Source organism: Mesorhizobium sp. WSM4904 (genome assembly GCF_029674545.1).
Classification (GTDB): domain Bacteria; phylum Pseudomonadota; class Alphaproteobacteria; order Rhizobiales; family Rhizobiaceae; genus Mesorhizobium.
On record NZ_CP121354.1, the window covers coordinates 275,949 to 301,524 of the forward strand.

Genomic DNA, 25,576 nt, shown 5'->3' on the forward strand with positions numbered 1-25,576 from the left:
CCAGCGAGTTCCGAGGCGGCCTCGCTTCTGCAACCTTCGCGTTCAGATTCGCCGTGTCGCCGATCACTTTTGAAGACAGGCCCGGTGGGCCGCGACGTGACCCGGCAACCGGTATTTTCCGCGCTATCTTCTTCGCAGCTGCGAGAGCGCCATTTGAGTTCGGAAACTTATTCGAACCAAATCAAATGCTTACTTAAACGGCAAAAAAGCAGCGTTGAGCGCCCGGACGATATCCGCCCAAAATGCAAAGGCCGGCGACGTCATCATCGACGACTGCCACCGCAACCGAGAATTGATTAATGCCCGGTAAATCAGGCTTGACTCATAAATGTTGCCGTGCAGCAATTGCAACGCAGCATAGAAATGTGCTGGCGGCATTCTGAAGCCGCTTCCAGTCCTCAGTTGGAGAGTAAAATGGAACAGAATGTTGAGAAGCAACAGTACGAGACCCCCAGCCTGACGGTTCACGGTTCGATCGAAACGATCACGCAGGGCGGCGCTGGTACGACAGCGTTGGACGCGGCATTTCCCGCGCACACGCCGTTCGACCAGCTCACCTTCTCCTGAGGTTGCACGCGTTCGGAGTTGTCGGATTTTGGGGCTCCGAGCGTTTCTTTTAAACAGGTGAGCCGGGGGGCTCATGCCTCCCGGCTTCCTGGCCGGGCGATCGCAGGCAACCGATCCCGGTCCAGGTCGGAAGACGCGTGGCGTTCAAGAACGAGGTTTTAGGATGCACTGGAACCCATCGGACCATGACCGCGTGGTCGCGACCGGCGACGCGGTGGCTTGCGAATTCGGCAACGGACTGGCGCTGCTCCATCTCAAATCCAACATCTACTACAGCCTGAACGGCGTCGGCGCCTACATCTGGGAGCTGATCCAGGAGCCACGACCGATCCTCGACATAAGAAGCGCCGTGATCGCGCGCTACGATGTCGAGGCCGAACGCTGCAAGGCCGATGTCGAAGGCTTGCTCAAGGGGCTGATCGAAGCCGGGCTTGCGAGGCTCCACCATGAGGAACTGGCCTAGGGCCCTCTCCCTTAGCGGCCCGGAGATGCTGTTTCTGGCGCGCTGTCTGGCGGTGGTCGGCCTCGTGCGGCTGGGGCTGACACTTTGCTCCTACAACCGTGTGCGCGCTCTGGTGACCCGGCTGGAGGCGAGGAATGTCGCCGGTATCGCCGATCTGCGGCGTGTAGCATGGGGCGTGGCCGCCGCGGCGCGTTTCGTGCCCGGCGCCAGTTGCCTCACCCAGGCTCTCGCCGGACAATATCTACTTGCCCGCCAGGGCAATGCCTCCAAGATCTGCATCGGCATCGAGCGCGGGACCGGCGCGGAGCTCAAGGCGCATGCCTGGCTGGTCAGCGGCGACCACATCGTGCTTGGCGGCTCGATCAACGGCTTCACCCATCTCGTCGATCACGGGCAATAAGCCATGAGCGGCATCGCCGGAATTCTGCTGAGGCAAGACGGCGGACCCGCCCAGGCGACCGACATCCAGCAGATGCTGGCGCACATGCGCCACCGGGCCCGCGACGGCAGCTCGTGGTGGACGGCGGGAAGCGTGGCGCTTGGCCATGCCTGGCTCGACACGACCGGCGAGAACGGCCCAGGCCCGCTGATCATGGCCGGCGGCAAGCTCGCCATCACGGCCGATTGCCGGCTGGACAACCGCGACGAGCTTCTGGCGCGGCTCGGCGCAGGCGACCGGCCGGTCAACGACGCGATGCTCCTGATGCAGGCCTATCTCACATGGGGCGATGCCTGTCCGACCTATCTGCAAGGCGATTTCGCCTTCGCGATCTGGGACGCCGAGCGCCGGGCGCTGTTTTGCGCCCGCGACCATTTCGGCATCAAACCTTTCCATTATCACTCGACCGCCAGGCGCTTCGCTTTTGCCTCGGAGATCGGCCCTCTCCTCGCTCTGGACGGTGTCGGCACGCGCATCAGCGAGCATCAGATTTCCGGCTTCCTTGCCGGATTGCCCGACGATCCGCAGTCGACCCAGTATGCCGAAATCTTCCGATTGCCGGCCCGCCATATCCTGACGGTGACGGACAGCCAGGTGATGCTTCGTCCCTACTGGCAGGTCGAGCCTTCGCCCAGGCCGCTGCGCCCGGATGCCACTGAGGAATTCAGGCATCTCTTCTCACAGTCGGTGCGGAACCGGATGCGCGGCACGCCCGCCATAGGCGCGATGCTGAGCGGCGGCCTCGATTCGTCCTCGATCGCAGGCGTCGCCGGCCTGCAAGCGGCCGCGGAGCACAGACAGCGGCTGAAGACCTTCTCGCTGGTCTTCGATAAGGGCTCGCCGATGGACGAGAAGTCGTTCATCGACGCGGTGCTCGACCGGCACAGGCTCGACGGCACGATGATTTCCGTTGGCAACTACGCGCCCTTCGCCGAGTTCGAACGCATCCTGGAGGAGCAGGAGGGGACGTTCCTCGCCCCCGGCCTGTCGTTGACCCGCAGCATCTACCGGACGGCGGGTGCCAAGGGGGTGAAGGTGCTGCTCGACGGTCATGGCGGCGACGAGGTCGTTTCGCACGGGCACGGACTGCTGCATGAGCTCGCCAATGCCGGCCGATGGCTTGCGCTCTGGCGCGAGCTTCACGGCGCCACCGGCACCTATGGCGAAGGCATGCTCGCCATGTATTTCCGATTCCTGACCGTCTATGGACCGGCATGGCGAATCGCCAGGTGGCGAAACCGGATGAACCGGCTTCTGTCCAGACTGCGGCTAAAGACCGCCGCACAGGCGCGCGTCCCCGCCTGGGGCGCCCTGGTCAATGCCGAGCTTGCCAGGCGAACCGACCTCGTCGACCGCTTCCACCGGGCCGGCTACATGCCGCCCAGCGTGAGCGCCAGCGAGGCGCTCACCCATCGCTGGGTACTCTCGACCGGACTGGTGCCGCACGCCTTCGAAGTGCTGGACAAGGCCGCCGCCAATTTCGGCGTCGAGCCGCGCTATCCGTTCTGGGACAAGCCGCTGGTCGAGTTCTGCCTGGCGTTGCCCGGCGAGGAAAAGCTCCACAACGGCTTCGGCCGCCATGTGCTGCGCCAGGCGATGGAAGGCGTGCTGCCGCCGGCGGTGCAGTGGCGGCGGGACAAGATCGATTTCACCGCCAACCTGGTCAACGGCATGCTCCGAAACCATCGCGACCTTCTGGACACCGTACTGGTATCCGAGGGCGACCGCATCGCGCCCTATGTCAATCTGAGCGAAGTCAACGCCGCCTATGCGCGGCTGCTGCAAAAACCAGGCGAAGCCGCGCCGCTCGATGTGCAATATGTCTGGCGCTCGATCTCGCTGTCGCTCTGGCTGCGGCGGATCCAGCCGATGGGGAGCCTCGCATGAACGGTTCAGCCGCTCCCATCGCGACCAGGCCGGATCCCGACATCGGGCCCGAAGATCTGAGCGGGCGCGTTCGCCGCTTCTACAGAGCCTATGGCCTGACGATCAGCTCCGAGGTGGCGCTGCCGGAGTTGCAGCCGACGGTGCCGGCGCCGCCCGATATCGCGATCGCAGTCGGCCCGGTCGACTTTCCCAGGCCTGCAATGGAAGGCGGAACCGCCTTTCGCTTCGAGCCGACGCGCCAGTATCTGTCTTGGCAAGCCGTCGGCACCTTCCTGATCAGCGATGCTTCCAGGATCGATGTCGATCCGGCGCCGGGCATCGACGATCCGCTGCTCGCCTTCCCGCTTTTGGGTCCGGTGCTGGCGCTCACCCTCCATCAGCGCCGCCTGCTCGTCCTGCACGCCAGCGCGATCGCCGTTGGCGGCCAAAGCGTGGTCTTCATGGGCGACAAGGGCGCCGGCAAGTCGACCACGGCGGGAGCGATGATCCGCGCCGGTCACCTTCTGCTTACCGACGACGTCGTGGCGCTGGACCTGTCCAACCCTTCCCGGCCGATGATCCTGCCTGGCTTTCCGCAGCTCAAGCTCGCAACCGACGCCGCCGACGCCGTCAGGATCGGCCAGGCGGAGGTGCGGCCGCAGGTGCATCCGCAAATCGAGAAGGCGCAGCACCGTCTCCACAACGGATTTTCAGATGAAGCAGCGCCCCTTGCGCGAATCTATATGCTGAAGCGCGGCGAGCGGGCGGCGATCACGCCGCTGCCAGGCGCCGGCGCCCTGCCGGCGATCATCAGGTTCTCCTACGTCACCCGGTTCGGCCGGCAGGCGCTGGTCGGCGATTTCGCTTCCGCGCATCTCGGCCAGTGCGCGCAGCTAGCCGCCAAGGTCGGGGTCGGCCATCTCGAAGTGCCGGCAGGGCTCGAGCGGATCGACGAGGCCGTCGCCCTGATCGAGCGCGATCTGGCCGCCGGCACGCAGGCAAGGTGAGCGGACGCATGGCCCAGTCCTCGAAACTTCGCCTGTCGCTCTTGCGGGATGTCGCCGGCTTCGGCGGCGTGATGGCACAGATCGGCGGGCGGCGCACGCTGACGGCGCTGGCCTTCCTGATCCTGGGAAGCCTGACCGAGGGCCTCTCGATCCTGCTTGTGATCCCGCTCCTGCACCTGATCGGCAATGCCGACCAGGATTTTGCCGTGCGGGTGCCCGGCGCTCTGCGCTGGCTTCTACCCGGCGGAACGCTGTCGCTTGCGACGGTGCTCTGTCTGCTCGTCGGACTGGTGGCGCTGCAGGCGATGTTCAACCGCTTCAAGTCGCTCTACATGGCGCGGCTGCTCTACGACTTCGTCAACCGCGTGCGCATGAACCTGTTCGAGAGTGTCGGCAAGGCGCGCTGGGGCGTCTTCACCCGCATGCGCGGATCCGATCTCGACCACGCGCTGACCGGCGACATCGACAGGGTGCAGGCGGCGGCCTTCTCGCTGCTGATGCTCGCCCAGACGACGTTGCTGCTTGCCGGCTACCTCGTGGTCTCGCTGTTCATCTCGCCGGTGATGACATCCTTCGCCATTCTCATCGGCGTGATCCTGTTCGTTGCAATGCAGCCCTTCCGTGCGCGTGCCACCGCCTATGGCCGTGTGCTGACGAGCAGCCGCCAGGACCAGTACCGCACGGTCTCGGAATTCCTTGGCGGCATCAAGGTGGCCAAGAGCCTGAATGTGGAAGCGGGCTATTTCGCGCAGCTCCGAGCGACACTCGAGAAGATGAAGGCGGACAACGTCGCCTATGTCCGCAACAGCACCATCGGCACCGCGCTGTTCCAGGTGGCGAGCGTCATCGGGCTCAGCCTGTTCATCTACATCGCGCTGGTGCGCTTCCATCTGTCGCTTGCGGAAATCGTCGTGCTGCTCTTGGTCTTCATGCGGGTCGCGCCGCGCTTCATGGATATGCAGACGCAGGCGCAGCAGGTCCTGATCAACCTGCCGGCATACACCGCCATGCAGGCCTTGCAGGCGCGCTTCGACGCCGAGCGCGAGACGGAGCCCGGCGATGCCGGGCAGGACGCAAGGCTTTCGCTCGACACCGGCCTCAACGTCCGCGGCGTCTCGTTCGCCTATGGCGACGGAAAGCCGGTGGTCGGCGGCATCACCTTCGGCCTTCCCGCCGGCAAGGTGACGGCGCTGATCGGTCCGTCCGGCTCGGGCAAGAGCACGATCGCCGACATACTGCTTGGGCTGCTCGAGCCGACCGAGGGCAGTATCCTGGCCGATGGCGTCGAGATCACCGCCAAAAGCCGCAGGGCTTGGCGCGATCAGGTGGCCTATGTGCCGCAGGACGTTTTCCTGCTGCATGACACCATCGCCGCCAATCTGCGCCTGGCGGCGCCGCGGGCCGAAGACGAGGAACTCTGGGCGGCGCTGCGCAAGGCGCATGCGGCCGACTTCGTCGAGCGGCTCGACCGGCGGCTGGAAACGGTGGTGGGCGATCGCGGCGTCAGGCTCTCAGGCGGCGAACGCCAGCGCATCGCGCTGGCGCGAGCGCTGTTGCGCAAGCCTTCGCTGCTCATCCTCGACGAGGCGACGAGCGCGCTCGACTGGCAGAATCAGTCGCTGATCGCCCAGTCGATCGACGGGCTGCGCGGCCAGATGACCATCCTCACCATCGCGCACCGGCCATCGATGATCGCCTTCGCCGACTGGGTCGTAGCCATCGAGAACGGGCGTATCGTCGAGGTCGGGCAATATCAGCAGCTGAAGGCAAAGTCCGGCAGCCGGCTGGCCAGGATGCTCTCCGGCGAACGGGCCGAACGGGACGCCGAGACGTCGGCCGACAAGACATTGGCGGACAGGGCGCCGCTTCCCACGCCCGCTGAGCGGTCAGCGGAGACTGCCGCGCCTGGCGGTTAGCTTTTCGCCCTCGGCCACCTTGATGCCGCGGTCGGCCTCCCGGGCCTTTTCGGCGGACATCGGCCTGCTGCTGGCGATCATCGCATAGACCAGAAGGAAATAGCCCGCCTGAATGATGACGGCGCAAATGACGGCACGCATGATGATGGTGCCAAGCGATGCTCCGTCGAAGTAGGACCAGCCGACCACGATCGCGAGCGCGAATAACATTCCGACGATGAATTTTGGCAAAGACATGCTCGTCGGCCCGTCAACCGACACAAGCATGCAAAAGCAGTGACTTACCCACCCGCGTAACTCCCCGTTGCGCCAAAGAGCTATTTCTGGCTGCCCAATTCGGCCGGTTGCTTCCGACCTTCCTGACCCATCCAAACTATGACAGAAACAGTTTGCGACTCTATTAAGGCGAAGCCTTTGCAACAAGGCCAAATGCAGGTGATTTCCAACGGTTTCGCGGCATCGACTCCGCCATGCTGCGACGCACACTCCGGCATCGCCGCCTATTCACCACAACGAAACCCTCGATAGTAGAACCCAAAACATTAATTAGTATTTTACGCTAAGAACTTACCGGCGCGAGTGATTCTTACGCCCTGCAACCGCTGCTCGTCTGCAGCAAAGAATGCACTGCCCAAAAACAGCCCAAAAGCGGCACTACATTTCGCAAAAATTCTCTCACCTTGTCATAAACATGCCACAAAGGCCAAAATTTGGGCACGGCAGGTTTATTATTTAGTCAATTCATGACGCGAACATTTCACGCGGATGGGAAATTGTGTGTTGCGCTGCAGCATTTTTTTGGTATCGTGCCGTAAACCATCCGTTCAACGTATGGAGCTTCTGCATGAGGGACGTCGCCAAGTCGGCTAATGCGGCTTTTTCGCAGGCTGGCATTGATTTTCCACCCCCCATCGGCGGTCTGCTCAAACGCAGTTTCGATATCGTCGGTTCCCTGGCGGGCCTGGTTCTGCTCAGCCCGCTCTTCCTGATGGTCGCGCTGCTGGTCAAGCTTTCCGACGGCGGGTCGATCTTCTATGGCCACAAGCGAATCGGTCGCGGCGGAAGGATCTTCGCCTGCCTCAAATTCCGCACCATGGTGCAGGACGGCGAGCGGGTGCTGGCCGCGCACCTCGCCGCCAACCCCGACGCCGCCGCCGAATGGGCGGCGACGCGCAAGCTGAAGAACGACCCGCGCGTGACGCGTGTCGGCGCGGTGTTGCGGAAGCTCAGCCTCGACGAGCTGCCGCAAATCATCAACATCCTGCAGGGCGACATGAGCCTGGTCGGGCCACGCCCCGTCGTGCGCGACGAGCTCGAAATCTACGGCAGTGCAGCCGTCTATTATCTGAAGTCGCGTCCCGGCCTCACCGGGCTGTGGCAGGTGAGCGGGCGTAACGACGTGTCCTACGACACGCGCGTCGCCTTCGATCGCCACTATGTCGAGAACTGGTCGATGGTCGAAGACATCCGCATCATCGTGAAGACCGTGCCTGCCGTGTGGATGTCGCGCGGCAGCTATTGACCGACGGGCCTGCCCCGCCGAACTCGGGGCAGGCATCCGGCAGTGATCTCATCGGGCGGATGGGGCCAACGCGGATCGGAAACGTTCATTGAAAACATACACCTTCGGACTCCTTTCCAAGGCGCCCAGCCGGTTCGCGGCCGTGGCGCTCGTAATGTGTCTTGCGACGCCACAGACGGCGACGGCCGAGGACTATCGGCTCGGCCCGCAAGACAAGCTCAACATCCGCGTCGCCGAATGGCAGACGGTCGACGGCACGTTCCGCGACTGGTCGGCCATCAACGGCGACTATTCGGTCGGTCCCGCCGGGACGCTCTCGGTGCCTTTCGTCGGAGAGATGCAGGCCGCCGGCAAGACGACGTCGGAGATCGCGACGGCGATCGGGGTTGCGCTGCAGCGCAAGCTGGCGCTGCCCGACAAGCCAGAAGCCTCGGTCGAAATGGCGCAGTTCCGGCCATTCTACATTTCGGGCGAGGTGCAGAATCCCGGCCAGTTTCCTTTTGTGCCCGACCTTACGGTGCTGAAGGCGGTGAGCATCGCCGGCGGCATCCGTCGAAGCGCCGACTACGGCCCCCAGCTCGGCAAGGACCTCGTCACCGCCAAGGGCAGTTTCGACATCTATGACGACCAGCGGCTGCGGCTGCTTGTCAAGCGCGCCCGCATCGATGCGGACTTGGCCGGCAAGACGAGCTTCGAGGTTCCGAAGGAGGTCGAGGGCGATCCGCGCGTGCAGGCGATCGCTGCCGATGAAATGCAGATTCTCACGGCCGACCAGAAGGCGCTGAAGCTGAAGCTGGACGCGCTCGACGACCTGAAAGGGGTTCTGCAGGGCGAAATCGAATCGCTGCAGAAGAAGATCGGCAACCAGCAGCAGCAGGTGGATCTGGCGCAGCAGCAGCTCACCAGCATCGGCCCGCTGGCACAGAAAGGCCTGGTCGCCAATGCGCGGCTGCTCGATTCGAAACAGTCGGTGGCCGACCTGCAGGGCAAGATCCTCGACTATGAGACGGCCATCCTCACGGCCAAGCAGTCGATCAGCAAGGCCGAGCAGGACGCCATCGATGCCCGCAACACGCTCAACTCCAACCTGGCCGCCAGCCGGCAGCAGGCCGAAGCCGACCTGAACGAGGCGACGCTGAGGGTGGCCATGCAGAAGGGTCTGATCGCCCAGGCGTCGGACCCCGCGACGATGGCTTCCATCACCGGCAGCGAGCAACCGACCCTGCTCTACTCGCTGGTGCGCGTTGCCGACGGCAAGACCAGCGAGGTCGACGCCAAGGAAGACACGCCGGTGCTGCCGGGCGACGTGATCAAGGTCAAGCTGGCGCCGACGGCCAGTCAATAGCGTCACCGGCTCGGGCCTTTCAGCACGGCCCGAACGATGGAGGCGGGAGGAACATGTCAGGCTCGTTCGCGCCGAGGTGCGGGCGAGCGATCTGTTTGCACCGCTTGAAGGCATCGAATGCAGCCCGCCGCTCCGCGTCACGTATACCTCAACCTCGACGCCATTCGCGGCGTGGCCGCGATCAGCGTGATGCTCTATCACTTCTCGCCGTTTTTGGCCGACGGCAAGGTGCTGCCGTCGAGCTATCTCGCGGTCGACCTGTTCTTCCTGCTCAGCGGCTTCGTCATCGCCCACGCTTACGATCGCAAGATCGAGAACGGCATGGGCTTCGGCACGTTCCTGGCCATCCGCCTGATACGCCTCTATCCGCTCTATCTCGCCGGCACGCTGCTCGGCTGCTTCTATCTGCTGATCAAGAACAGGCTGATCCCAACGGAATACATACCCTTGTCCGAGATCGGCACTCAGCTCGCGACAGGCATGCTGTTCATTCCGCTGGTCGGCGAGGCCTACCATACGATCTTTCCGCTCAATCCCGCCTCATGGTCGCTGTTCTTCGAGCTGATCGTCAACATCGCCTATGCCGCCGTCTTCTTCCTGCTGTCGAGGCGCGTGCTGACGGCGCTGGTCGCTGCCAGCCTGGTGCTGCTGATCGTCGCCTCGGTGATCGCCGGCACGCTCGATTTCGGCATGACCGGCAAGACCATCATCAGCGGGCTGCCGCGCGTGTCGTTCTCCTTCTTCCTGGGCGTGCTCTTGTGCCGTTCGATGGCGCGCTACCAGGACAGCCTCGGCTTCCTGCGGCGCGGCTGGTGGGTCGAGGCCGCGATCCTGCTCACGCTGATCGTCTTCGCGATTGCACCCGCTGGCAGCGCGCGCGTCGCCTACGATCTCGCCTGCATCGCCGTCGTCTTCCCGATCATGGTGGTGACCGGCGCCGTGGCGCCGACGGCGCCGCGCCTGGCAGGCATCTACGGCTGGCTGGGGCGGATTTCCTACCCGATCTACATCATCCACACGCCGATGCTGATGATCATCGCCGGCGCCGGCAAGGCGGTATCAGTGGACCCGTTCGCGCACCATCCCTGGTTCGGCATCGCGATGATCGTCGCGGTCATCGTCATCGCGGACGTCGCCACCCGTATCTACGACGAGCCGGTGCGCCGCTTCCTGCAGCGGCAGATGCAGCGCTCGCGGGCCGTGGCCTAAGGTCTGTCGATATTCAGGTGAGGCCGGCCTGCGAACGGCGACTTCCTCCGCTTCCGGCCTTCGCCGACCGAAGGCATTCACGAATGGCGCGGCAGCTAAATTAAGGCGGCGAAGGCCGGTTCTCGGAAGCCACCTTTCTCGGCTCGGCCTGACCTGAATCTCAACAGACCTTGCAGCGGCTCAGCTCTTTCCGAACGGAAGACTGGCCCACACTTTTCGCTGGAATTTGCTGCAGCCGGTCAGACCGGAGCCGGCATGTGGCCGGCTGCCGGCTTTTCGTCATGGACCGGGATGGCGACACGCCGTCGCCGGGCGACCGGCAGCGGGTTCAGCTTGAACAGGCCGTAATAGACGATGAAGGAGGCCATGAAGTAAGGGCCGAGGATCTCGACCTCGAAGAAGGAGCGTATCAGCATCAGCCCGACAACACCGGCGAGCACCACTGAATCGGCGCTCCAGGCGCCGAACACCACCTTCGATACATGACCGTAGAAGGCGCGCAGAATGATCAGCGCCAGCATGGTGACACCGACGAAGCCGATCTCGACCAGGGTTTCGACATAGGTGTTGTGGAAGTGGAAGCCGGTGCGGGTCGTGATGTAGAATTCCGCCCACAACCGTTCCGGATCGGCGAAGCCTTGCACCCAGTAGGCCGCGTAGCCGTAGCCGAGCAGCGGATGCAGTTGCGCCGCCTCCCAACCCTGCTGCCAGAGATAGGTGCGGCCGGTCAGCGTCGAATCCTTGCCGAAGATGCCGAGCACGACGTCCAGCAGGCCGAGGTTCAGCGCGGCCACGACGCCGGCCACCAGCGCGCCGCCGCCGACCACGAACAGCACGCGGCGGTAGCGCCGCGACAGGACCCTGCTCATGGTCAGCAGGATGACGATGCCAAGCACCGCCGGCAGCGAGGCGACGGATGTCGCCGAATGGGCGATCGCCAGCATGTATGCCGACATCAGGATGATCGGCGCGGTCCAGAGGAAGCTCAGCCAGTTGCGCCGGTAGAACATCAGGAAGACGAGGGACAAAAAGATGCCGAGCGACGAGAAGAAACCGACCAGGTTCTTGGAGGTGAAAGCGCCGACGAAATTGAAAGTGCCGTCGATCGTGTCGAGTGCGTAAGCGTTGACTTTCAGCGAATAGAGCAGGACGAAGAAGATGCCGATCAACGAGCCCAGCACCAGCGTGCGGACGCTGATGGTGCGGGCCGCGATATAGGCACAGACGATGTGCGAGGAATACTGCACCGCCGCACGCGCGCTGATGCCGGCGGCCTGCGACCAGAAGACCGACAGGCACACATAGGCTGCGAAGAGTATCGGCAGCCAGGCGTAGGAGAGCTTCCAGGTGAAGCGCCTGTAGTCGACGAAGAGCAGCGGCAGCCAGACCGCGTAGTAGGCAAGGATCAGGATCTGGCCGAAATTGCTGGAATAGGCAAAGGCAAAGACGGAGACCACCACGGCAAAGGTGCCGTAGGCCTTGTTTGCCTCCGGATCGAGCAGAATGGATTTCGGTATCTTCATGCCGGATTTTTTGTCCGTTCAGCCTTAAGAGCGGTTCAGCAACTGCTAGCCGGCGCAAGCCAATGTTCAGCCCAGCCGGGTCTCATTGTGCACTGCAGCATAATCTATCGCCCTATCGCCGGGGGCTCAACCGGAAATGTTGTCACGGGCAAAAAGGGGCGGTCATCCAAGCCATGTTGCATAGCGAAAAGGCCGGAATGGGGCGGGCCTCAAGCCAGCGCCGATCGAGCGACGGCCGCCTGGATGAGCCGGTCGGCCAGGATCGCGAGAAAGGCGATAGACAGGCCGGCGATCAAACCCATGCCGGCATCGGCCTTGCCGAGCGCGACATAGACCGCCTGCCCGAGATCGCGGGTGCCGACAAGGGCGGCGATCGCCAGCATCGAGAGCGCCGCCATGATGGTCTGGTTGAGGCCGAGCATCACGACCGGCAACGCCAGCGGCAGCTTGGCCTGCAGCAGCGTCTGCATCGGCGTCGCGCCCATCTGCTCGACCGCCTCGACGACATCGGCGCGCACATGCCTCAGTCCGTGCTCGACATAGCGGATTGGCGGCACGATGGCGTAGAGCATGATGGCGATCAGCGCGGTGAACTCGCCGACCTTGAAGAACATCAGCGCCGGGATGAGGAAGACGAATTGCGGCATGGTCTGCAGCGCGTCGCAGACCGGCTTCAGGATGCGCGAGACGCGGTCGCTATGCGCCGCCCAGATCCCCAGCGCGCCGCCGACCAGCAGGCAGAGCAGCACCGCCAGCGTGCAGAGATAGAGTGACTGCACGAGTTGCGGCCATAGCCCGTTGACGAGGATCAGCGCGAAGCCGGCGAGCGCGAAAAGACCGAGCCGCAGCCCTGCGACCTGCCCGGCAAGGAGTGCTGTGGCGAGGATGAAGACCGGCCAGGGCAGACCGAGGAAACCGGTGTAGAGCATGAGGCCCGCAGCCAGCACTGCCAGTGCCGCCCGCCAGCCGAAACTGCGCATCGACAATGCGGCCAACGCCAGAGCCAGGGCGAAATAGGCGACAATCGCCGCCGGCGGCAGCGCAAAGCCCCAGATGGCCGGCGTGGCGGACCCCGAAATGCCGACCCGCATCGGCAGCAGAAGGCAATAGAGGACCGCGTTGCGCACGCCGTCGAAGAACCAGGCATAGTCGCGCACGATCCCAAGCAGCCACTGGTTGACGGCGCCCATTTCCATGCGTAGCCCAGTTTCCGGCAGAAGCGTTGCGCCCGGCGCGGCGAGATGGATGACAATCGCACCGGCAAGCGCGATCGCCAACGACAGCACCAGGCGGCGCGACGTCATCCATTGCATGGCGCGCGTCGGCCCGGCTTCGGGCTCCCTGGCGAAGCCGATGGTGAGCCGGTCGATGAGGATGGCAAGCAGCGCGATCACCAGGCCTGAAAGAATGCTCTGGCCGAACTCGGCCTTGCGCATCGAGGACAGCACCTCCCAGCCGATATCCTCGAAGCCGCCAATGATGGCGGCGACGATGACCATCGACAGCGCCGCCATCGTCGTCTGGTTGAAGCCGACGAGGAGCTGCGGCAGGGCCGTCGGCACCTCGACCTGCCAGAATTGCTGGCGGCGCGTGCAGCCGCTCATCAGCCCGGCCTCGCTGATGGCGGCCGGCACGCGGTCAAGCCCGAGCATGGTGTTGCGCACCATCGGCGGCGTCGCATAGATCGCGGAGGCGATCAGTCCGACAACCGGCCCGAAGCCGAACAGAAGCAATAGCGGGATGAGATAAGCGAAGGCCGGCACGGTCTGCATCAGGTCGAGCGCGCCGAGCAGAACCGGGCGCAGCCGCGGCCGAGCATAACCAAGGACGCCAAGCACAAAGCCGAGCACGGTCGAGATCGGCACCGCCAGCAGCACGAGCGCCAGCGTGTTCATGCTCTGCGGCCAGTAGCCGGCGAAGAGGATATAGGCGAGCGCCAGCAGGGCGAAGATGGCGAGCCGGCCGCCGCTCGACTTCATGGCAAGAGCCGCCACGCAAAGCATCACCGCCGGCCAGGGCAGCCAGGCGAGCGCCAGGCGCGCGCCGCGCATCGGCGCATCGAGGAAGGCCGACAGCGCCCGGAACGCCGGCTGGACGACGGCGACGGTCACTGCGTCGACATAGGCGGCCAGCGGCAGCGTCCATTCCTTGGGAAAATTGACCAGCCAGGGGAAGTCCGCCTTCAACAGCAGGCAAAGCGCCGTCAGCACGGCCAGAGCGCACCAGGGAAGGAGGGCCCGATCGACTGCGAACCTCGACGAGGAGCGTAATGCCGCGGCCGGCGCCGTCATGAGTGCGTGCGCCTTGCCTGTTCGCGCTCGAGCACGGCAAGCACCGCGCCAGCGTCGAGCACCGCCGGCGGGCCGTCGCCTGCGCCGGGCACAGTGAAGGCCGCCACACCGGAGGCGAGCTGCGGGATCAGCGCTTCGAGGCTGGTATCGGCGGCGATGGTCCGTTCGGGCAGCGCCGTTCCGTTGGCGGGCTTAGCGACATCGCCCGCCGTGATAACGCGCAGCAGCGGCATGTCCTCGGTGAACTGCGCGACATAGTCGTCGGCGGGATTGAGCACGATGTCGGCCGGGCGGCCGATCTGGACGATCTTGCCGGCCCGCATGATCGCCAGCCGGTCGGCAAGGCGGAAAGCCTCGGCGATGTCATGGGTGATGAAGATGATGGTCTTCTTCAGCATCTTCTGCAGGCGCAGGAACTCGTCCTGCATCTGGCGGCGGATCAGCGGGTCGAGCGCCGAGAACGGCTCGTCGAGGAACCAGAGTTCCGGCCCGACGGCGAGCGAGCGGGCGATGCCGACGCGCTGCTGCTGGCCGCCGGAAAGCTGATGCGGGAACGAGGCTTCGCGGCCTTCGAGCCCGACCAGCGCGACCATCTCGCGGGCTCGGGCTTCGCGGTCTTTTGCCGGCTTGCCCTGGATCTTCAGCGGGAAGGCGACATTGTCTAGCACGCTCAGATGCGGCAGCAGGCCGAAATTCTGGAACACCATGCCCATGGCATGACGGCGCAGCTCGATCAGTTCCTTGCCGCTGGCCTGAAGCAGGTTCTTACCGTCGAGCAGGATCTCGCCGGCGCTCGGCTCGACCAGGCGCGACAGGCAGCGGACCAGCGTCGACTTGCCGGAACCGGAGAGACCCATGATGACGAAGATCTCACCGGTCGCCACCTCGAAGCTGGCATCGACCACTGCCGGCAGATGCGCCTCCGCGCGCAGCCGCTCGGCCAGCGCATCGGGATCGATCACATAGCCGCGCGAGTCGAAATAGTAGCCCGGACGCCGGCCGTAGACCTTCCAGACGTTGCGGCAGGCAAGCTTTATCGGGCGCGCGGCGGCGTTCATCGGCAACTGCCCTCGCCTTGCCTGGTCCCGCTTATCGCGGGAGCCAGGCATTGATTGCCTTCGGCCCTTGCCAGGCACATCGGCGGATTATCCCTTGGCGGCGTCGAGCCAAGGCTTCCACACAGTCTCGTTCTTGTCGATCCATTCCTTGACGACGGCGTCGAGGTCCTTGCCCTGCTTGTCGACGGCCAGCATCATTTTCTCCTGCTCGCCGGCGTCCATCTTGAAAGCCTTGAGGAAGGCATAGGCCGCCGGCCATTTCGCACCGAAGCCTGACCAGACGATCTTGTCGACATCGGGTGGGGTGATGCAGTGCTCGTTGGTCTGCTCCTTGCAGGGCGGCATGGTGACCCAGCCGACGTCGTTTTCGGCGAGCGCATAATGCGGGCCCCAGAACATCATCACCAGCGGCTTCTTGGCGGCCTCCGCCGCCTCGAGCTCGGCCACCAGCGCGCCTTCCGAACCGGCGGGCACGGCGGTGTATTGCATGGAATTGTCGGCAATGATGGTCGCCGCGCGCGAGCCCCAGTCGGCGGGGTAGTCGAGGAAGCGCGCGTTGGGCGCGGTTTCCGGCGTCGACAGCGCCTGGATGCATTCCGGCTTGTTGAGCGCCGTCCAATCCGGCAGGCCGGGGCAGACCTTCTCCATGTATTTCGGATAGATCCAGCCTTCGCGCGTCTTCAGATCGAGCTTGCCGATATCCTCGATCTGCTTGGCGGCAAGCGTCTTGGGGTAGATGTCGCCGACATTGTTCATCCACACTTCCACAGAGGCACTGAGCGAGCCGTCGGCCAAGCCTGAGAATTGCGGGAAATTGCCGGCGGTGACGTATTCGACCTTGTAGCCGAGCTTTTGCAGAAGCTGCCCGGCGATATGCGTGGAGACATGCGCGCCCGTCCATTCAAGCATGGCGAGCTTGATCGGCTCGTCCTTGGCGCCGAGATCGGCGGTTTGGCCGGCCGTCGTTGCGGCGAGCACCAGCGCCAGGCCAATTCCGACATTTCTCAGTCTGTTCATTGTGTTCGGCATGATGGTTTCCCCTGTTCTGTTTTGGTTTGAGCTGAATTCCATCGTTGATGGCGAGGCCTCCGCAAACCTCTCTCTGCGCGCCCGGCCGCAGGACACTGTCGATCAGTCGGTGAAGCTTATGACGAACCTGCCTTTCGACTGGCCTCTTTCAAGCGCGGCGAGCGCGTCCGAGACTTCGTCCAGCCTGATGGTCTCGACTATGGTTTCGAGAGGTTGCTCCGCGTGCATGGCGACCAGCTCGCGCATCTCCTGCCTGGTGCCGACGCTGGTGCCGGTGATGACGACGCCGGTGGCCGTCAGCCATTCCTGGATCAGGGGCACCGGCTGGAAGACCATGGCGGCAGCGATGACCCTGCCGCGAGGGCGGATGCCCGCGAGCATGGCGTCCCAGGTCGCCGTGGTCGGCGCGAAGTTGATGCAGGCGTGATATTTTTCAGCCTTGGCGGCAAGGCGCGAAGAGAGGCCGGAGTCGGCGATTTCGGTTTCCGCCGCACCGTGGCGGCGGGCGATCTCCAGCTTCGCCGGATCACGATCGACCGCGAGCACCCTGACGCCGAGCCGACTGGCGATCTGCACCGCATAGAGGCCGAGGCCGCCGCAGCCGAAGATGACGGCGGTCTCGCCTGCCCTCAGCCCGGCCCGCTTCATCGCGCCGTAAGCGGTGATGCCGGCGCACATCACCGGCGCGGTGGTCACCGGGTCGACGGTCTCGGGCAACGCTACCGCGAACCTGGCGTCGCAAACGACATATTCGGCAAAGGCGCCGGGCACGTTCAGACCATGCGCCCGATGGTGCTGGCAGAAGGACTCGTACCCATCCAGGCATTCGTCGCAACGGCCGCAGGTGTCGTGGATCCAGGGGACGCCGGCACGATCGCCCAACGCCCAGCCGCTGACGCCGTCGCCGATCGCCTCGACGCGGCCGATGCCCTCGTGGCCCATGACGAAGGGGGAAGGCGCATGCGGCGGAACGCTCTCGCCTCGCCAGATGTGCACGTCGGTGTGGCAGACGCCGCAGGCCTGCAGCCGCACCAGGATCTGACCGGGGCCGGCGACGGGACGAGGCACGCTGGTAACGTCGAGCGGCTCGCCGTACCTGCCCAGGACCGCGGCCCGCATCGTTTGTTGGTGCGACGTCATCGATAGTCCGTAAGGCATCTGCTTGCCTTGGCAGCCTAGGCCTGCCAAAATTATATGACAATAGAAAAATTTGTTAGAGCGTACAAAAATTTCGTCGGATATACGAAACTCATGGCGACCAGGACAAAGAAACAAAGGACCCGCATCGAGGACATCAGGCGGGTCGAGCTGATCGAGGCGGCGCACCGGATCTTCCTGCGCGACGGCCTGAAGGGCCTGACGACCACCCGCATCTGCCACGAGGCCGGCATGTCGCAGGGCATCCTGACCTATTATTTCAAGGACAAGGACCAGGTGCTGTTCGAGATGGTGCGGTACGCCAATCGTGTCCTGATGGACGCGGTGGTGGTCAATCTGCGCCAGGCCGAGACCCGTTGGGATCGCCTGACGGCCATCGTCGACGGCAATTTTCCGGAGGAGAAGTTCGAGCGCAGCACGGCCAATGCCTGGATTTCGTTCTACGCGGAAGCGGCGCACAATCCGCGCTATGCCCGGCTGCAGGAGCTGTTCTACAAGCGGCTGCGGTCGAATATCGGCTCGGCGCTTTCGCCGCTGTGGTCGAGAGAGGAGATCGACCATTTCGTGCGCGGCTTTGCCGCGATGCTCGACGGGTTCTGGCTGCGGCGCGGTCATTCCGACGACGCCATCTCGCATCTGGAGGCGAGAGCGCTGCTCGTCGAATATTCGGAAAAGATGCTTGGCGCGGGCATGGTGTCGAAGCTGAAAAGGCTTCAGCTGCGGGCGGCCTGACGTTTTGGAATGCGTCGCCGTCTGCGACCGGTTACACGCTCTTTCTATCGGCGCGGGTTTCACCATAGGGCTCCGCCGGTGATCTGGATATTTTCCATGGTGATCCCCTTGGCGAGATCCGAGCAGAGGAAGACGGCCAGCGCCGCGATCTCGTCGGGCTGCAGCATGCGCCCCTGGGGGTTGGCCTTCCGGAACTCGTCCATCGCGTCCTCGACGCTGCGGCCCTTGCCTTCGCGCTCGACGACCTGCGCCACGTTGCGGCGCATAAGCTCGGTCTCGACCCAGGTCGGGCTGATCATCACGCAGGTGACGCCATGCGGGGCCCCTTCCAAAGCCACGCAGCGGGTCAGCCCAAGCAGGCCGGCCTTGGAGGCGCAATAGGCGGGATTATCCTTCCAGCCGACGGAAGCCGCCGTCGAGCCGATGTTGATGATCCGGCCCCAGCCGCGCTCGATCATGCCGGGCAGCACGGCTCGCGTGGTGCGGAAGGCGCCGGTGAGATTGGTGTCGACGATCTTGTCCCACAACTCGTCGGAATGGCCGCAGACCGGCTGCTCGGCCGTCGTGCCGGCGGCGTTGACGAGGATGCCGGCGGAACCGACGGCCGCCTCGGCCTCGGCAAAGAAGAGGTTGGTGAGCGCGCTGTCGCGGACGTCGAGATGCGCTGCGTGAACCTTGGTGCCGTGCGCCCCGAGTGCCGCGCGGACGCGCTCGATCTCGTCCGCGCCGGGATAATAGGCCGCGTCCGCCCTGCCTGCCTGTGGCGGCGCGACATAGGAGCCGACCGCGACATTGGCGCCTGCCTTGGCGAGCGCCGTCGCGATAGCGAAGCCCATGCCGGAAAAGCCACCGGTGACGATGGCGCTGCGGCCGGTGAGATTGGTCATCGCGGACGGTCTCCATATTCACACTGCAAGATAGCCTCCATCGACGACCATTTCGGAGCCGGTGACGAATTTGGATTCGTCGGAGGCGAGATAAAGGACCATGTAAGCGATATCGTTCGGCTCGCCGAGGAAGCCGATCGGATGGCGCGACAGCGCCTTGGCCTTCTCCTGCTCGAGCGTGCCGAGGTCGCGCAGATAGTTTTCCGTCTGCGGCGTCCAGATATAGCCGGGATGGATGGAGTTGCAGCGGATGCCGTAGCGCTGCTCGGCGCAATGCACGGCTACCGCCTTGGTCAGCGTGCGTACACCGCCCTTGGAGGCGCAATAGGCGGCAAGCTCGGCCTCGCCGATGATGCCGTCGATCGAGGAAAGGTTGATGATCGATCCGCCGCCGGATTTCTTCATCAGCCCGATACCTGCTTGGCAGCCGAGAAAGACGCCGTCGAGATTGACCGCCATGGTGCGCCGCCATTCTTCAAGCGACGTGTCCTCGACGTTTTTGGCGATGGCGATGCCGGCATTGTTGATCAGCACGTCGAGCCGTCCGAACCGCTGCTCGATCGCGGTCATGACGGCGGACCAGTCTTCCGGCTTCGACACGTCATGGCGCAGCGCCAACGCCTCGCCACCCGCCTCGACGATCTCGGCCGCCGTGTTGCCGGCGAGCCCCTCGTCGATGTCGCTGACGAGCAGCTTGGCGCCTTCCGATGCGAGAAGGAGCGACGACGCCCGCCCGAGGCCGAGCCCGGCCCCGGTGACCAAAGCGATCTTGCCCGCGACGCGGCCCATTACGGCATCAGCCTCCCTTGTCAGCTGGCTCCAGCGGCTTGCCCAGCCAGTCGCGATAAAAACCTTCGAGATCGGGTTCGAAATCATGCACGATCGGATAGCCGGGGGCGGCCGCCTCGACCTCGTGAAGCGTGCCGCATTCCGGGCAGATGAACTCGCGGATCTCCATCCATTCCGGATCCGGCAGGTCGCTGTTGGGGTAGATCTCTCGCAACGATTCCTCGCTGTCGCGCACGATGATCGCCGCCTTGAGCTTCCAGTTCTTGCGGTAGTCGCCGAAGGAATGACCGCATTCGCATTTCGTCACCCGCTCGTCGCCGCTCTGGCAGATGAAGAGGTGATCGCCGACGGGAAGCAGGATCGGGTCGCTCCAGCCGACGCGGTCCTGCAGCACCGCGACATATTTGAAGAAGCGGTCGTCGTCCTTGTAGGCGCTCATGATACGGCGCGTCTGCGGCCAGGGCAGCGTGCCGGCAACCAGATCGGCGATGACTTCCTTGCTGTATGAGGTCATGTCCTTACTCCACCCCGAAGGTCGATTTGGCGTCGACGTCCCAGAAGGCCGAAAAGTCTTTTGTGAAGCGCGGCGAAAGCTTGATTGCGCTTGCGTACATCTTCTGCACCTCGGGCGCGAAATCGGCCGCCTTCACCCGTTCGCGCTCCTTGGCGATCCATTCCGAAACCGGCCTGGCGCGCGCCAGGCGTTTTGCCCGCATCTCGGCGCGATGGCGTTTAGTGGCTTCGAGATTGGCGACCGGGAAGCCCTCTTCGTCCTCGTCGAGCACGATGCCGAAGATTCCTTCAGCCGCTTCCTTGGTGAGAAAGCCGTTCTCGACGTCCCAGGCGGTCTTTACGGGATCGCGCTCCAGCACGTCGCCGTAACCGCCGCCGCCATTGTAGGAGTGGGTGAAGACGTCGCCGGTCTTGTGCGGCGCGGTGATGTAGGGCCCTTCCAGCGTCACATGCTCGCCTTCCAGCCGGACCTCGAGTTCGGAGCGGTACGGGTTGGTGCCGGTGTGGTGCGCCAGCGGCGCGCGGTTTTCGGCAAGCTCGAAGATATTGCTGTCGCGGACAGCGCGGTGCTTCTGGCAAGTCGGCGCTGGATAGCCGCCGCACAGGCCGCCATTGTCGAAGACCCGGGAGGAATGCTCGGAGGTCACCAGCCGCAGATGGTCGGTCTTCGAGACCAGCCAGGTCGACAGGAAGGAACAGCCGCCGCGATATTTGCCGGCGCCGCCGGAATTGGGAACGATCGAGCGGCCGATATAGAGCATCGGCATATTCTGTTCCCATATCTCGATATTGCCCATGTCGGATTCCGGATTCCAGCCGACATAGGCGGTGTCGAGCCCGTCCTTGATGGCCAAGGCGCCGGAGCCGGCGGCGGCGCATTCGAAATGCGCCATGCCGAAGGGCGTGCCGTATTGGCTCTCTCCGCCCATCTCGATCATCGGGCTGTTGACCTGGCCGACAAAGGCCTCCTCGACGAAGCCGCGGGCGATGAAGGAGCGCGACAACAGCCGCTGGAAGACACCATAGGCAGGGAGCAGCAGCGCCCAGGAGGTGGCGGTCGCCACCATCTCGTTGTCCGGATTGGTCCAGGTGCCCTTGGGCAGCTTCAGCTCCGTCGCCATCCAGGCGCCGTCATTGACCAGGCCCTCGAAGTTCATGTGCTGGGTCAGCGTCACGAACATGCCGCCATCCATGCCGGCCGGCGTGCAGTTCATCGAATGGTAGCCCCAGGGCTGCGTGCCCTCGAAGTCCATGACGATCTTCCCGTCCGAGGTGATCTCCATCTCGATCGGGATGTTGTAGAGCCAGTCGGGATCGCCGAGCGGCTGGTAGCCGGGCTTGCCGGCGGTGACGTGGCCGTAGAATGTGTGGCCGCGATATATGCCCGGAACGGTGAGCTGGCGGGTGCGGGCGAGCTGGGCGCGGCGGCCCTCCTCGATGAACTCCTTCGACACCTGCATCCAGTAGTCGAGGCCGATCTCGTCGATCAGCGCCTTGACGCTTTCGCGCATGTCGATGCAGGAGGCGACCTTGGCCTTTTCGTCCAGCACCCAGTAGATCGGCATCCTGAGATTGCGCTCGCAGCGGATGACATAGTCGCGCCTGAGCTCGTCATTCTCGCCGACCTTTTCGGCGCAGACGAAGAGGCCCTCGGTGAAGCGCTCCTGCGCCAGCGCCACGTCGCCGCCCGGCGTGATGCCGCCGGCCTCCAGCTCGTGGCAGACCGCGCCCGCCCAGCCGACGAGCTTGCCCGAGTGGAAGATCGGCATCACGTCCATGACGTCCGGCACCTGCACGGTGCCGATGAAGGCGTCGTTGTTGGCGAAGATGTCGCCGTCGCGGATCTGCGGGTTCTCCTCGTAGCCGTTGCGGATCATCCATTTGATGAAGCGGCTCATCGTATGCACGTGCACCATGATGCCGTTGGAGAGCGCGATAGCGTCGCCTTCGGGCGTGTAGATGGCGACGACCATCTCGCCGACCTCACGCACGCCGGGCGAGGCGGAGATGCGGCGGGCCATCTCGCGAGCCGAGACGCAGTAGGCGCGCAGCTTGGTGTGCAGCGTCTCGAACTTCAGCGGATCCTGTTTGCGCAGCTCGAGCTCGGTGATGCCGTCATAGCAGCCGGTCTCGTCCATCAGCCGTTCGGATTCGATCAGCCGTTCGCGGATGCGGAGCGCGGAAGCGGGTTTGTCCAGCATGGCGTTCGCCCTCTCAAGCATGGGAGTAGTGGAGCAGCGTCCATTCGTCGACGAAGACGCGGTCCTGCGGATGGACGACGAGCGTCGTCGCCGAATGTTCGATGATGGCCGGGCCGATGACCTCATGGCCGGGCTGAAGCAGGTCCATCTCGTAGAGATTGGCCTTGTGCCAGCGGCCGCCGATATAGGCCTCGCGCATACCCTTGTGAGCCGACGCGGGGTCGGACTTGCCGAGCGGACGCCTGACCAGCATCGGCTTCACCTTGTCGGCGGTGGCGATCAGCCCGAGCTCGGTGATCGAGAAGCCGACCTCGCCATAGCGCGAGACGCGGTGGTTGACCTTGGCATAGACCGCCTCGAACTCGGCGACGACCTTGCGCATGTCCTCGGCCGAATTGATCGCCGACAGGGGCGCCATCACCTCGACGTCCTCGAGCTGGCCGGTGTAGCGCATCATCAGGAACGGCACGGTCTTGATCTTATCAAGCGCATGCCCGTCCGCGACCATCTCGTCGATCGCGGCCCTGGTCAGGTCGTTCCAGACGGCGGTGACCCTGGCGCCGAAGGCCTGCAGCTCATCGTCGCTTGCGCGGGCGCCGATGTCGATCTGCGTCGACACCGAATGGCGGCGCATGAAATCGGCGGTGGTACAGCCGAAGGCCGAGAAGGCGGCGGCGAACTGGAAGGTGATGATATCCTTGAAGCCGATGCCCCTGGAGCAGCCGGCGAGATGCAGCGGGCCGGAGCCGCCATAGGACAGAAGCGTGAATTCCGACGGATGGATTCCTTGCCCGGAGATGACCCGGCGCAGCGCGTTGTTGGCGTCGGCCTCCAGCATGTCGATCATGCCTTCGGCGGCTTCCTCGACGCCGACGCCGAGCACGCGGGCGCATTTCTCCTCGAAGGCTTTTCGCGCTTTCTCGACCTGCAGCACGACCTTGCCGCCAAGGAAATAGTGCGGGTTCAAACGGCCCAGGATGGCGTCGCAGTCGGCGATGGTGGGCTCGGTGCCGCCCTTGGCGAAGCAGATCGGGCCGGGATCGGAGCCGGCGCTTTCCGGCCCGAGCGAGACTTTTCTCGTCAGCGGATCGACCTTCAGGATCATGCCGGCGCCGGCGCCGATGGTGTCGAGATGCAGCGTCGGCACGTTGAGCTTGAAGCGGTCCATCAGCGGCTCGTTCTCGATCCGCGTCTGGCCGCGCGTGATCACGCCCATGTCGAAGGACGTGCCGCCCATATCCGAGCAGATCAGCGAGTCGTTGCCGATCAGCTTGCCGACATAGGCCGCGCCGAGGATGCCGCCGATCGGGCCGGAGATCATCGTCTCGTGCAGGCGCGGATGGTTGATCGATGTCAGGCCACCGAAGGAGAGCAGCGTCTGCACGCCATATTTGAAGCCGTATTTCTTCGAAACGTCCTCGATGCCCTTGAGCTGCCTGCGGCCGCGCGAGGTGGCGTAGGCCTCGATCAGTACCGAGTTCAGTCGCGACTGCTCGCGGATGACCGGACGCACCTCATGGCTGGTGTAGACCAGGATATCGGCGCCGGCGGAGGCGATCTCCTCGCGGCAGATCTCGGCGATGCGCTTCTCATGCGCCGGATTGACGTGCGAGAAGACGGTCATGATGCAGATCGCCTCGACCTTGTCGGCGATCAGCTTCTTGGCGGCGTCATGCACCTCGTGCTCGTAGAGCGGCAGGATGACGTCGCCGAACTGATCGATGCGCTCGGTGACGCCGTGGGTGCGGCGGCGCGGCACCAGCGGATCGGGATGATGGTGGGTGACCGCGTGCAGGCGGTCGGCGTAGGAATAATCCGCCCAGGCCTGCAGGCCGCGGCCCATCAGGATCATGTCCTCGAGGCCCTTGGTGGTGATCAGCCCGAGCTTGCGGCCGGTGCGCGACAAAAGCGTGTTGAGCATGCCGGTGCCGGAATAGAGCACGACATTGACGCCCGAGAACAGGTCCTGCAGCGAGATGCCCCAGGCGTCCGCCGCGTCCTCGGCCGAGGCGAGAAAACCCTCGGCCTCGTTCTTCGGCGTGGTCGCCGACTTGCCGATCTTGAAGTGGCCGTCCTGATCGACAAGGATCGTGTCGGTCATGGTGCCGCCGGCGTCGATGCCGATGACGATGGGGTTGGTGGTGATCTGGTCCACGGGTCGCCTTCCCTTGCCGAGAGTGACCACAGGCTAGATTCCCAGAGCCGGATCGCGCCATATGCCTAAAGACACAATGACCGCGCGGCTGGCTTCGCCGAGAAAAGGGCATGCGCATGGGCAATATCTGGGCGCCGCTGGCCAAGGCGATCGCCGCCACCGGCACCGACCGGCATGTCGACTGCCTGATCGACCTGATCGGCACCGACATCGCGCATGATCTGGTGACGGTGACGCGCTATTCGGCGACCAAGACGCCGGAATTCGTCAAGCACCGGCGCTTCTCCGACGAGATGGTGCGGCGCTATCTCGACAATTATTACGTCTTCGATCCCTTCTACGCCTCGTGGCGGCGCGAGCGGCGGCTCGGCATCATGCCGCTCAAGGGCCTTGCCGACGAGGAAGCCAAGCGCGGCCAGTACATAGCCGGCTTCCTGGCGCAGTCGGAGATCTGCGACGAGGTGGGCATCATGCTGGCCGATGGCGGCGACTGGTGCCTCGGCATCTTCCTCGATCGCTCGACCGTGTCGTTCAAGGACAGCGAGATCGCGCTGCTCACCGAACGGCTGCCGGTGTTCGAAGCCCTGCATGCGCTGGACATCAAGGCGCGCGGCAGCGACTTTTCCCGGACCTCGGAGCCGACCGGTCCCGGCGCATCACCGCAGCAGAAACCCAGAATACCGGAAAGCCTGTGGCCCGAGCTTTCATCGCGCGAGCGCGAGCTGGTGCAGCTCATCCTGGCCGGACACCCGACCGCCAACATCGCCGGGCGGCTCGGCATCACCGTCGGCACGGTGAAGAACCACCGTCGCCGCATCTATGAAAAGCTCGACATCACCACCGAGCGAGAGCTGTTCCTGCAATTCTTCCAGCACCGCATGGATGCCTAGACCGCGGGCGCGGAGT

At 64.3% G+C, this 25,576-nt stretch carries 23 protein-coding genes; 11 read left to right on the forward strand and 12 right to left on the reverse strand.

Translation table 11 applies throughout. The annotated features are described in order from the left end of the window. Nucleotides 1–189: 189 nt before the first annotated feature. Nucleotides 190–378: a hypothetical protein gene (locus QAZ47_RS01280; RefSeq protein ID WP_278232229.1), complete on the reverse strand. Its 189-nt coding sequence runs from the start codon at nucleotides 376–378 to the stop codon at nucleotides 190–192. Nucleotides 379–414: 36 nt separating this feature from the next. On the opposite strand from QAZ47_RS01280, the gene QAZ47_RS01285 reads away from it, so the two are divergent. The 6 genes from QAZ47_RS01285 to QAZ47_RS01310 all read left to right on the forward strand — a co-directional run bounded on the left by QAZ47_RS01285 (nucleotide 415) and on the right by QAZ47_RS01310 (nucleotide 6,258). After that, entirely contained in the window at nucleotides 415–567 is a 153-nt protein-coding gene (locus QAZ47_RS01285; protein WP_278075231.1) for a lasso peptide, read from the forward strand. Between the two features lie 163 nt (nucleotides 568–730). Then, a complete protein-coding gene (locus tag QAZ47_RS01290; RefSeq protein ID WP_278232230.1) occupies nucleotides 731–1,030 on the forward strand; it encodes a PqqD family protein in 300 nt (99 codons plus the stop codon). Further along, nucleotides 1,014–1,430 (forward strand): lasso peptide biosynthesis B2 protein, encoded by a 417-nt coding sequence (locus QAZ47_RS01295; protein ID WP_278232231.1) that lies wholly within the window; start codon nucleotides 1,014–1,016, stop codon nucleotides 1,428–1,430. The genes QAZ47_RS01290 and QAZ47_RS01295 overlap by 17 nt, the downstream gene beginning before the upstream one ends. A gap of 3 nt (nucleotides 1,431–1,433) precedes the next feature. Beyond that, nucleotides 1,434–3,356, forward strand: a complete 1,923-nt coding sequence (locus QAZ47_RS01300; RefSeq protein WP_278232232.1) for a lasso peptide isopeptide bond-forming cyclase — start codon at nucleotides 1,434–1,436, stop codon at nucleotides 3,354–3,356. After that, nucleotides 3,353–4,342: a serine kinase gene (locus tag QAZ47_RS01305; protein ID WP_278232233.1), complete on the forward strand. Its 990-nt coding sequence runs from the start codon at nucleotides 3,353–3,355 to the stop codon at nucleotides 4,340–4,342. Before QAZ47_RS01300 ends, QAZ47_RS01305 begins: the two co-directional genes overlap by 4 nt. A gap of 8 nt (nucleotides 4,343–4,350) precedes the next feature. Continuing rightward, nucleotides 4,351–6,258, forward strand: a complete 1,908-nt coding sequence (locus QAZ47_RS01310) for an ABC transporter ATP-binding protein (RefSeq protein WP_278232234.1) — start codon at nucleotides 4,351–4,353, stop codon at nucleotides 6,256–6,258. Here the strand turns inward: QAZ47_RS01310 and QAZ47_RS01315 are convergent. Beyond that, nucleotides 6,229–6,519, reverse strand: coding sequence for an exopolysaccharide production repressor exox (locus tag QAZ47_RS01315; RefSeq protein ID WP_347567178.1), 291 nt, complete (start codon nucleotides 6,517–6,519; stop codon nucleotides 6,229–6,231). The genes QAZ47_RS01310 and QAZ47_RS01315 overlap by 30 nt on opposite strands. 583 nt (nucleotides 6,520–7,102) lie before the next feature. On the opposite strand from QAZ47_RS01315, the gene QAZ47_RS01320 reads away from it, so the two are divergent. The 3 genes from QAZ47_RS01320 to QAZ47_RS01330 all read left to right on the forward strand — a co-directional run bounded on the left by QAZ47_RS01320 (nucleotide 7,103) and on the right by QAZ47_RS01330 (nucleotide 10,334). Then, complete coding sequence (locus tag QAZ47_RS01320) at nucleotides 7,103–7,780, forward strand: sugar transferase (RefSeq protein WP_278075224.1); 678 nt, start codon at nucleotides 7,103–7,105, stop codon at nucleotides 7,778–7,780. A 154-nt stretch (nucleotides 7,781–7,934) separates the two neighbouring features. After that, complete coding sequence (locus QAZ47_RS01325) at nucleotides 7,935–9,125, forward strand: polysaccharide biosynthesis/export family protein (RefSeq protein WP_278207760.1); 1,191 nt, start codon at nucleotides 7,935–7,937, stop codon at nucleotides 9,123–9,125. Between the two features lie 117 nt (nucleotides 9,126–9,242). Beyond that, nucleotides 9,243–10,334 carry an acyltransferase gene (locus tag QAZ47_RS01330; protein WP_278232235.1) on the forward strand — a complete coding sequence of 364 codons (1,092 nt, stop codon included), beginning with the start codon at nucleotides 9,243–9,245 and terminating at the stop codon, nucleotides 10,332–10,334. Nucleotides 10,335–10,573: 239 nt separating this feature from the next. Here QAZ47_RS01330 and QAZ47_RS01335 read toward each other — a convergent pair whose 3' ends face one another. The 5 genes from QAZ47_RS01335 to QAZ47_RS01355 form a co-directional block, all read right to left on the reverse strand. Then, nucleotides 10,574–11,857, reverse strand: a complete 1,284-nt coding sequence (locus QAZ47_RS01335) for an O-antigen ligase (protein ID WP_278232236.1) — start codon at nucleotides 11,855–11,857, stop codon at nucleotides 10,574–10,576. A 209-nt stretch (nucleotides 11,858–12,066) separates the two neighbouring features. Continuing rightward, on the reverse strand, nucleotides 12,067–14,067 hold the full coding sequence (locus QAZ47_RS01340) for an ABC transporter permease subunit (RefSeq protein WP_278232237.1): 2,001 nt from the start codon (nucleotides 14,065–14,067) through the stop codon (nucleotides 12,067–12,069). Nucleotides 14,068–14,144: 77 nt separating this feature from the next. After that, nucleotides 14,145–15,206 carry a betaine/proline/choline family ABC transporter ATP-binding protein gene (locus QAZ47_RS01345; RefSeq protein WP_278232238.1) on the reverse strand — a complete coding sequence of 354 codons (1,062 nt, stop codon included), beginning with the start codon at nucleotides 15,204–15,206 and terminating at the stop codon, nucleotides 14,145–14,147. Between the two features lie 87 nt (nucleotides 15,207–15,293). Continuing rightward, complete coding sequence (locus tag QAZ47_RS01350; RefSeq protein WP_278232239.1) at nucleotides 15,294–16,235, reverse strand: ABC transporter substrate-binding protein; 942 nt, start codon at nucleotides 16,233–16,235, stop codon at nucleotides 15,294–15,296. 102 nt (nucleotides 16,236–16,337) lie between these two features. Then, nucleotides 16,338–17,354: an alcohol dehydrogenase catalytic domain-containing protein gene (locus tag QAZ47_RS01355; protein WP_278232240.1), complete on the reverse strand. Its 1,017-nt coding sequence runs from the start codon at nucleotides 17,352–17,354 to the stop codon at nucleotides 16,338–16,340. Between the two features lie 132 nt (nucleotides 17,355–17,486). Here QAZ47_RS01355 and betI point away from each other — a divergent pair, with 132 nt between their 5' ends. Further along, nucleotides 17,487–18,125 (forward strand): transcriptional regulator BetI, encoded by a 639-nt coding sequence (betI, locus tag QAZ47_RS01360; RefSeq protein ID WP_278205173.1) that lies wholly within the window; start codon nucleotides 17,487–17,489, stop codon nucleotides 18,123–18,125. A gap of 59 nt (nucleotides 18,126–18,184) precedes the next feature. Here the strand turns inward: betI and QAZ47_RS01365 are convergent, their stop codons facing one another. The 5 genes from QAZ47_RS01365 to QAZ47_RS01385 are packed head-to-tail and all read right to left on the reverse strand — an operon-like array spanning nucleotide 18,185 to nucleotide 24,616. Continuing rightward, nucleotides 18,185–19,012, reverse strand: coding sequence for an SDR family oxidoreductase (locus QAZ47_RS01365; RefSeq protein WP_278205174.1), 828 nt, complete (start codon nucleotides 19,010–19,012; stop codon nucleotides 18,185–18,187). Between the two features lie 18 nt (nucleotides 19,013–19,030). Next, nucleotides 19,031–19,801 carry a glucose 1-dehydrogenase gene (locus QAZ47_RS01370; protein ID WP_278232241.1) on the reverse strand — a complete coding sequence of 257 codons (771 nt, stop codon included), beginning with the start codon at nucleotides 19,799–19,801 and terminating at the stop codon, nucleotides 19,031–19,033. Between the two features lie 7 nt (nucleotides 19,802–19,808). After that, on the reverse strand, nucleotides 19,809–20,315 hold the full coding sequence (locus tag QAZ47_RS01375; RefSeq protein ID WP_278205177.1) for an acetone carboxylase subunit gamma: 507 nt from the start codon (nucleotides 20,313–20,315) through the stop codon (nucleotides 19,809–19,811). Nucleotides 20,316–20,319: 4 nt separating this feature from the next. Continuing rightward, nucleotides 20,320–22,515 carry a hydantoinase B/oxoprolinase family protein gene (locus tag QAZ47_RS01380; protein WP_278232242.1) on the reverse strand — a complete coding sequence of 732 codons (2,196 nt, stop codon included), beginning with the start codon at nucleotides 22,513–22,515 and terminating at the stop codon, nucleotides 20,320–20,322. 13 nt (nucleotides 22,516–22,528) lie between these two features. Next, on the reverse strand, nucleotides 22,529–24,616 hold the full coding sequence (locus QAZ47_RS01385) for a hydantoinase/oxoprolinase family protein (RefSeq protein ID WP_278233748.1): 2,088 nt from the start codon (nucleotides 24,614–24,616) through the stop codon (nucleotides 22,529–22,531). Nucleotides 24,617–24,780: 164 nt separating this feature from the next. Between QAZ47_RS01385 and QAZ47_RS01390 the strand changes: the two genes are divergently transcribed. Next, nucleotides 24,781–25,560 carry a helix-turn-helix transcriptional regulator gene (locus QAZ47_RS01390; protein WP_278232243.1) on the forward strand — a complete coding sequence of 260 codons (780 nt, stop codon included), beginning with the start codon at nucleotides 24,781–24,783 and terminating at the stop codon, nucleotides 25,558–25,560. Nucleotides 25,561–25,576 lie beyond the last annotated feature (16 nt).

Excerpts from the sequence above, each read along its gene's own strand:
- betI (WP_278205173.1), top strand. The coding sequence starts at position 17,487 with ATGGCGACCAGGACAAAGAAACAAAGGACCCGCATCGAGGACATCAGG.
- QAZ47_RS01305 (WP_278232233.1), top strand. The coding sequence starts at position 3,353 with ATGAACGGTTCAGCCGCTCCCATCGCGACCAGGCCGGATCCCGACATC.
- QAZ47_RS01335 (WP_278232236.1), bottom strand. The coding sequence starts at position 11,857 with ATGAAGATACCGAAATCCATTCTGCTCGATCCGGAGGCAAACAAGGCC.
- QAZ47_RS01365 (WP_278205174.1), bottom strand. The coding sequence starts at position 19,012 with ATGACCAATCTCACCGGCCGCAGCGCCATCGTCACCGGTGGCTTTTCC.
- QAZ47_RS01295 (WP_278232231.1), top strand. The coding sequence starts at position 1,014 with ATGAGGAACTGGCCTAGGGCCCTCTCCCTTAGCGGCCCGGAGATGCTG.
- QAZ47_RS01380 (WP_278232242.1), bottom strand. The coding sequence starts at position 22,515 with ATGCTGGACAAACCCGCTTCCGCGCTCCGCATCCGCGAACGGCTGATC.
- QAZ47_RS01330 (WP_278232235.1), top strand. The coding sequence starts at position 9,243 with ATGCAGCCCGCCGCTCCGCGTCACGTATACCTCAACCTCGACGCCATT.
- QAZ47_RS01350 (WP_278232239.1), bottom strand. The coding sequence starts at position 16,235 with ATGCCGAACACAATGAACAGACTGAGAAATGTCGGAATTGGCCTGGCG.
- QAZ47_RS01320 (WP_278075224.1), top strand. The coding sequence starts at position 7,103 with ATGAGGGACGTCGCCAAGTCGGCTAATGCGGCTTTTTCGCAGGCTGGC.
- QAZ47_RS01300 (WP_278232232.1), top strand. The coding sequence starts at position 1,434 with ATGAGCGGCATCGCCGGAATTCTGCTGAGGCAAGACGGCGGACCCGCC.
- QAZ47_RS01325 (WP_278207760.1), top strand. The coding sequence starts at position 7,935 with ATGTGTCTTGCGACGCCACAGACGGCGACGGCCGAGGACTATCGGCTC.
- QAZ47_RS01355 (WP_278232240.1), bottom strand. The coding sequence starts at position 17,354 with ATGCGGGCCGCGGTCCTGGGCAGGTACGGCGAGCCGCTCGACGTTACC.
- QAZ47_RS01375 (WP_278205177.1), bottom strand. The coding sequence starts at position 20,315 with ATGACCTCATACAGCAAGGAAGTCATCGCCGATCTGGTTGCCGGCACG.
- QAZ47_RS01285 (WP_278075231.1), top strand. The coding sequence starts at position 415 with ATGGAACAGAATGTTGAGAAGCAACAGTACGAGACCCCCAGCCTGACG.
- QAZ47_RS01345 (WP_278232238.1), bottom strand. The coding sequence starts at position 15,206 with ATGAACGCCGCCGCGCGCCCGATAAAGCTTGCCTGCCGCAACGTCTGG.
- QAZ47_RS01385 (WP_278233748.1), bottom strand. The coding sequence starts at position 24,616 with ATGACCGACACGATCCTTGTCGATCAGGACGGCCACTTCAAGATCGGC.
- QAZ47_RS01280 (WP_278232229.1), bottom strand. The coding sequence starts at position 378 with ATGCCGCCAGCACATTTCTATGCTGCGTTGCAATTGCTGCACGGCAAC.
- QAZ47_RS01390 (WP_278232243.1), top strand. The coding sequence starts at position 24,781 with ATGCGCATGGGCAATATCTGGGCGCCGCTGGCCAAGGCGATCGCCGCC.
- QAZ47_RS01310 (WP_278232234.1), top strand. The coding sequence starts at position 4,351 with ATGGCCCAGTCCTCGAAACTTCGCCTGTCGCTCTTGCGGGATGTCGCC.
- QAZ47_RS01370 (WP_278232241.1), bottom strand. The coding sequence starts at position 19,801 with ATGGGCCGCGTCGCGGGCAAGATCGCTTTGGTCACCGGGGCCGGGCTC.
- QAZ47_RS01290 (WP_278232230.1), top strand. The coding sequence starts at position 731 with ATGCACTGGAACCCATCGGACCATGACCGCGTGGTCGCGACCGGCGAC.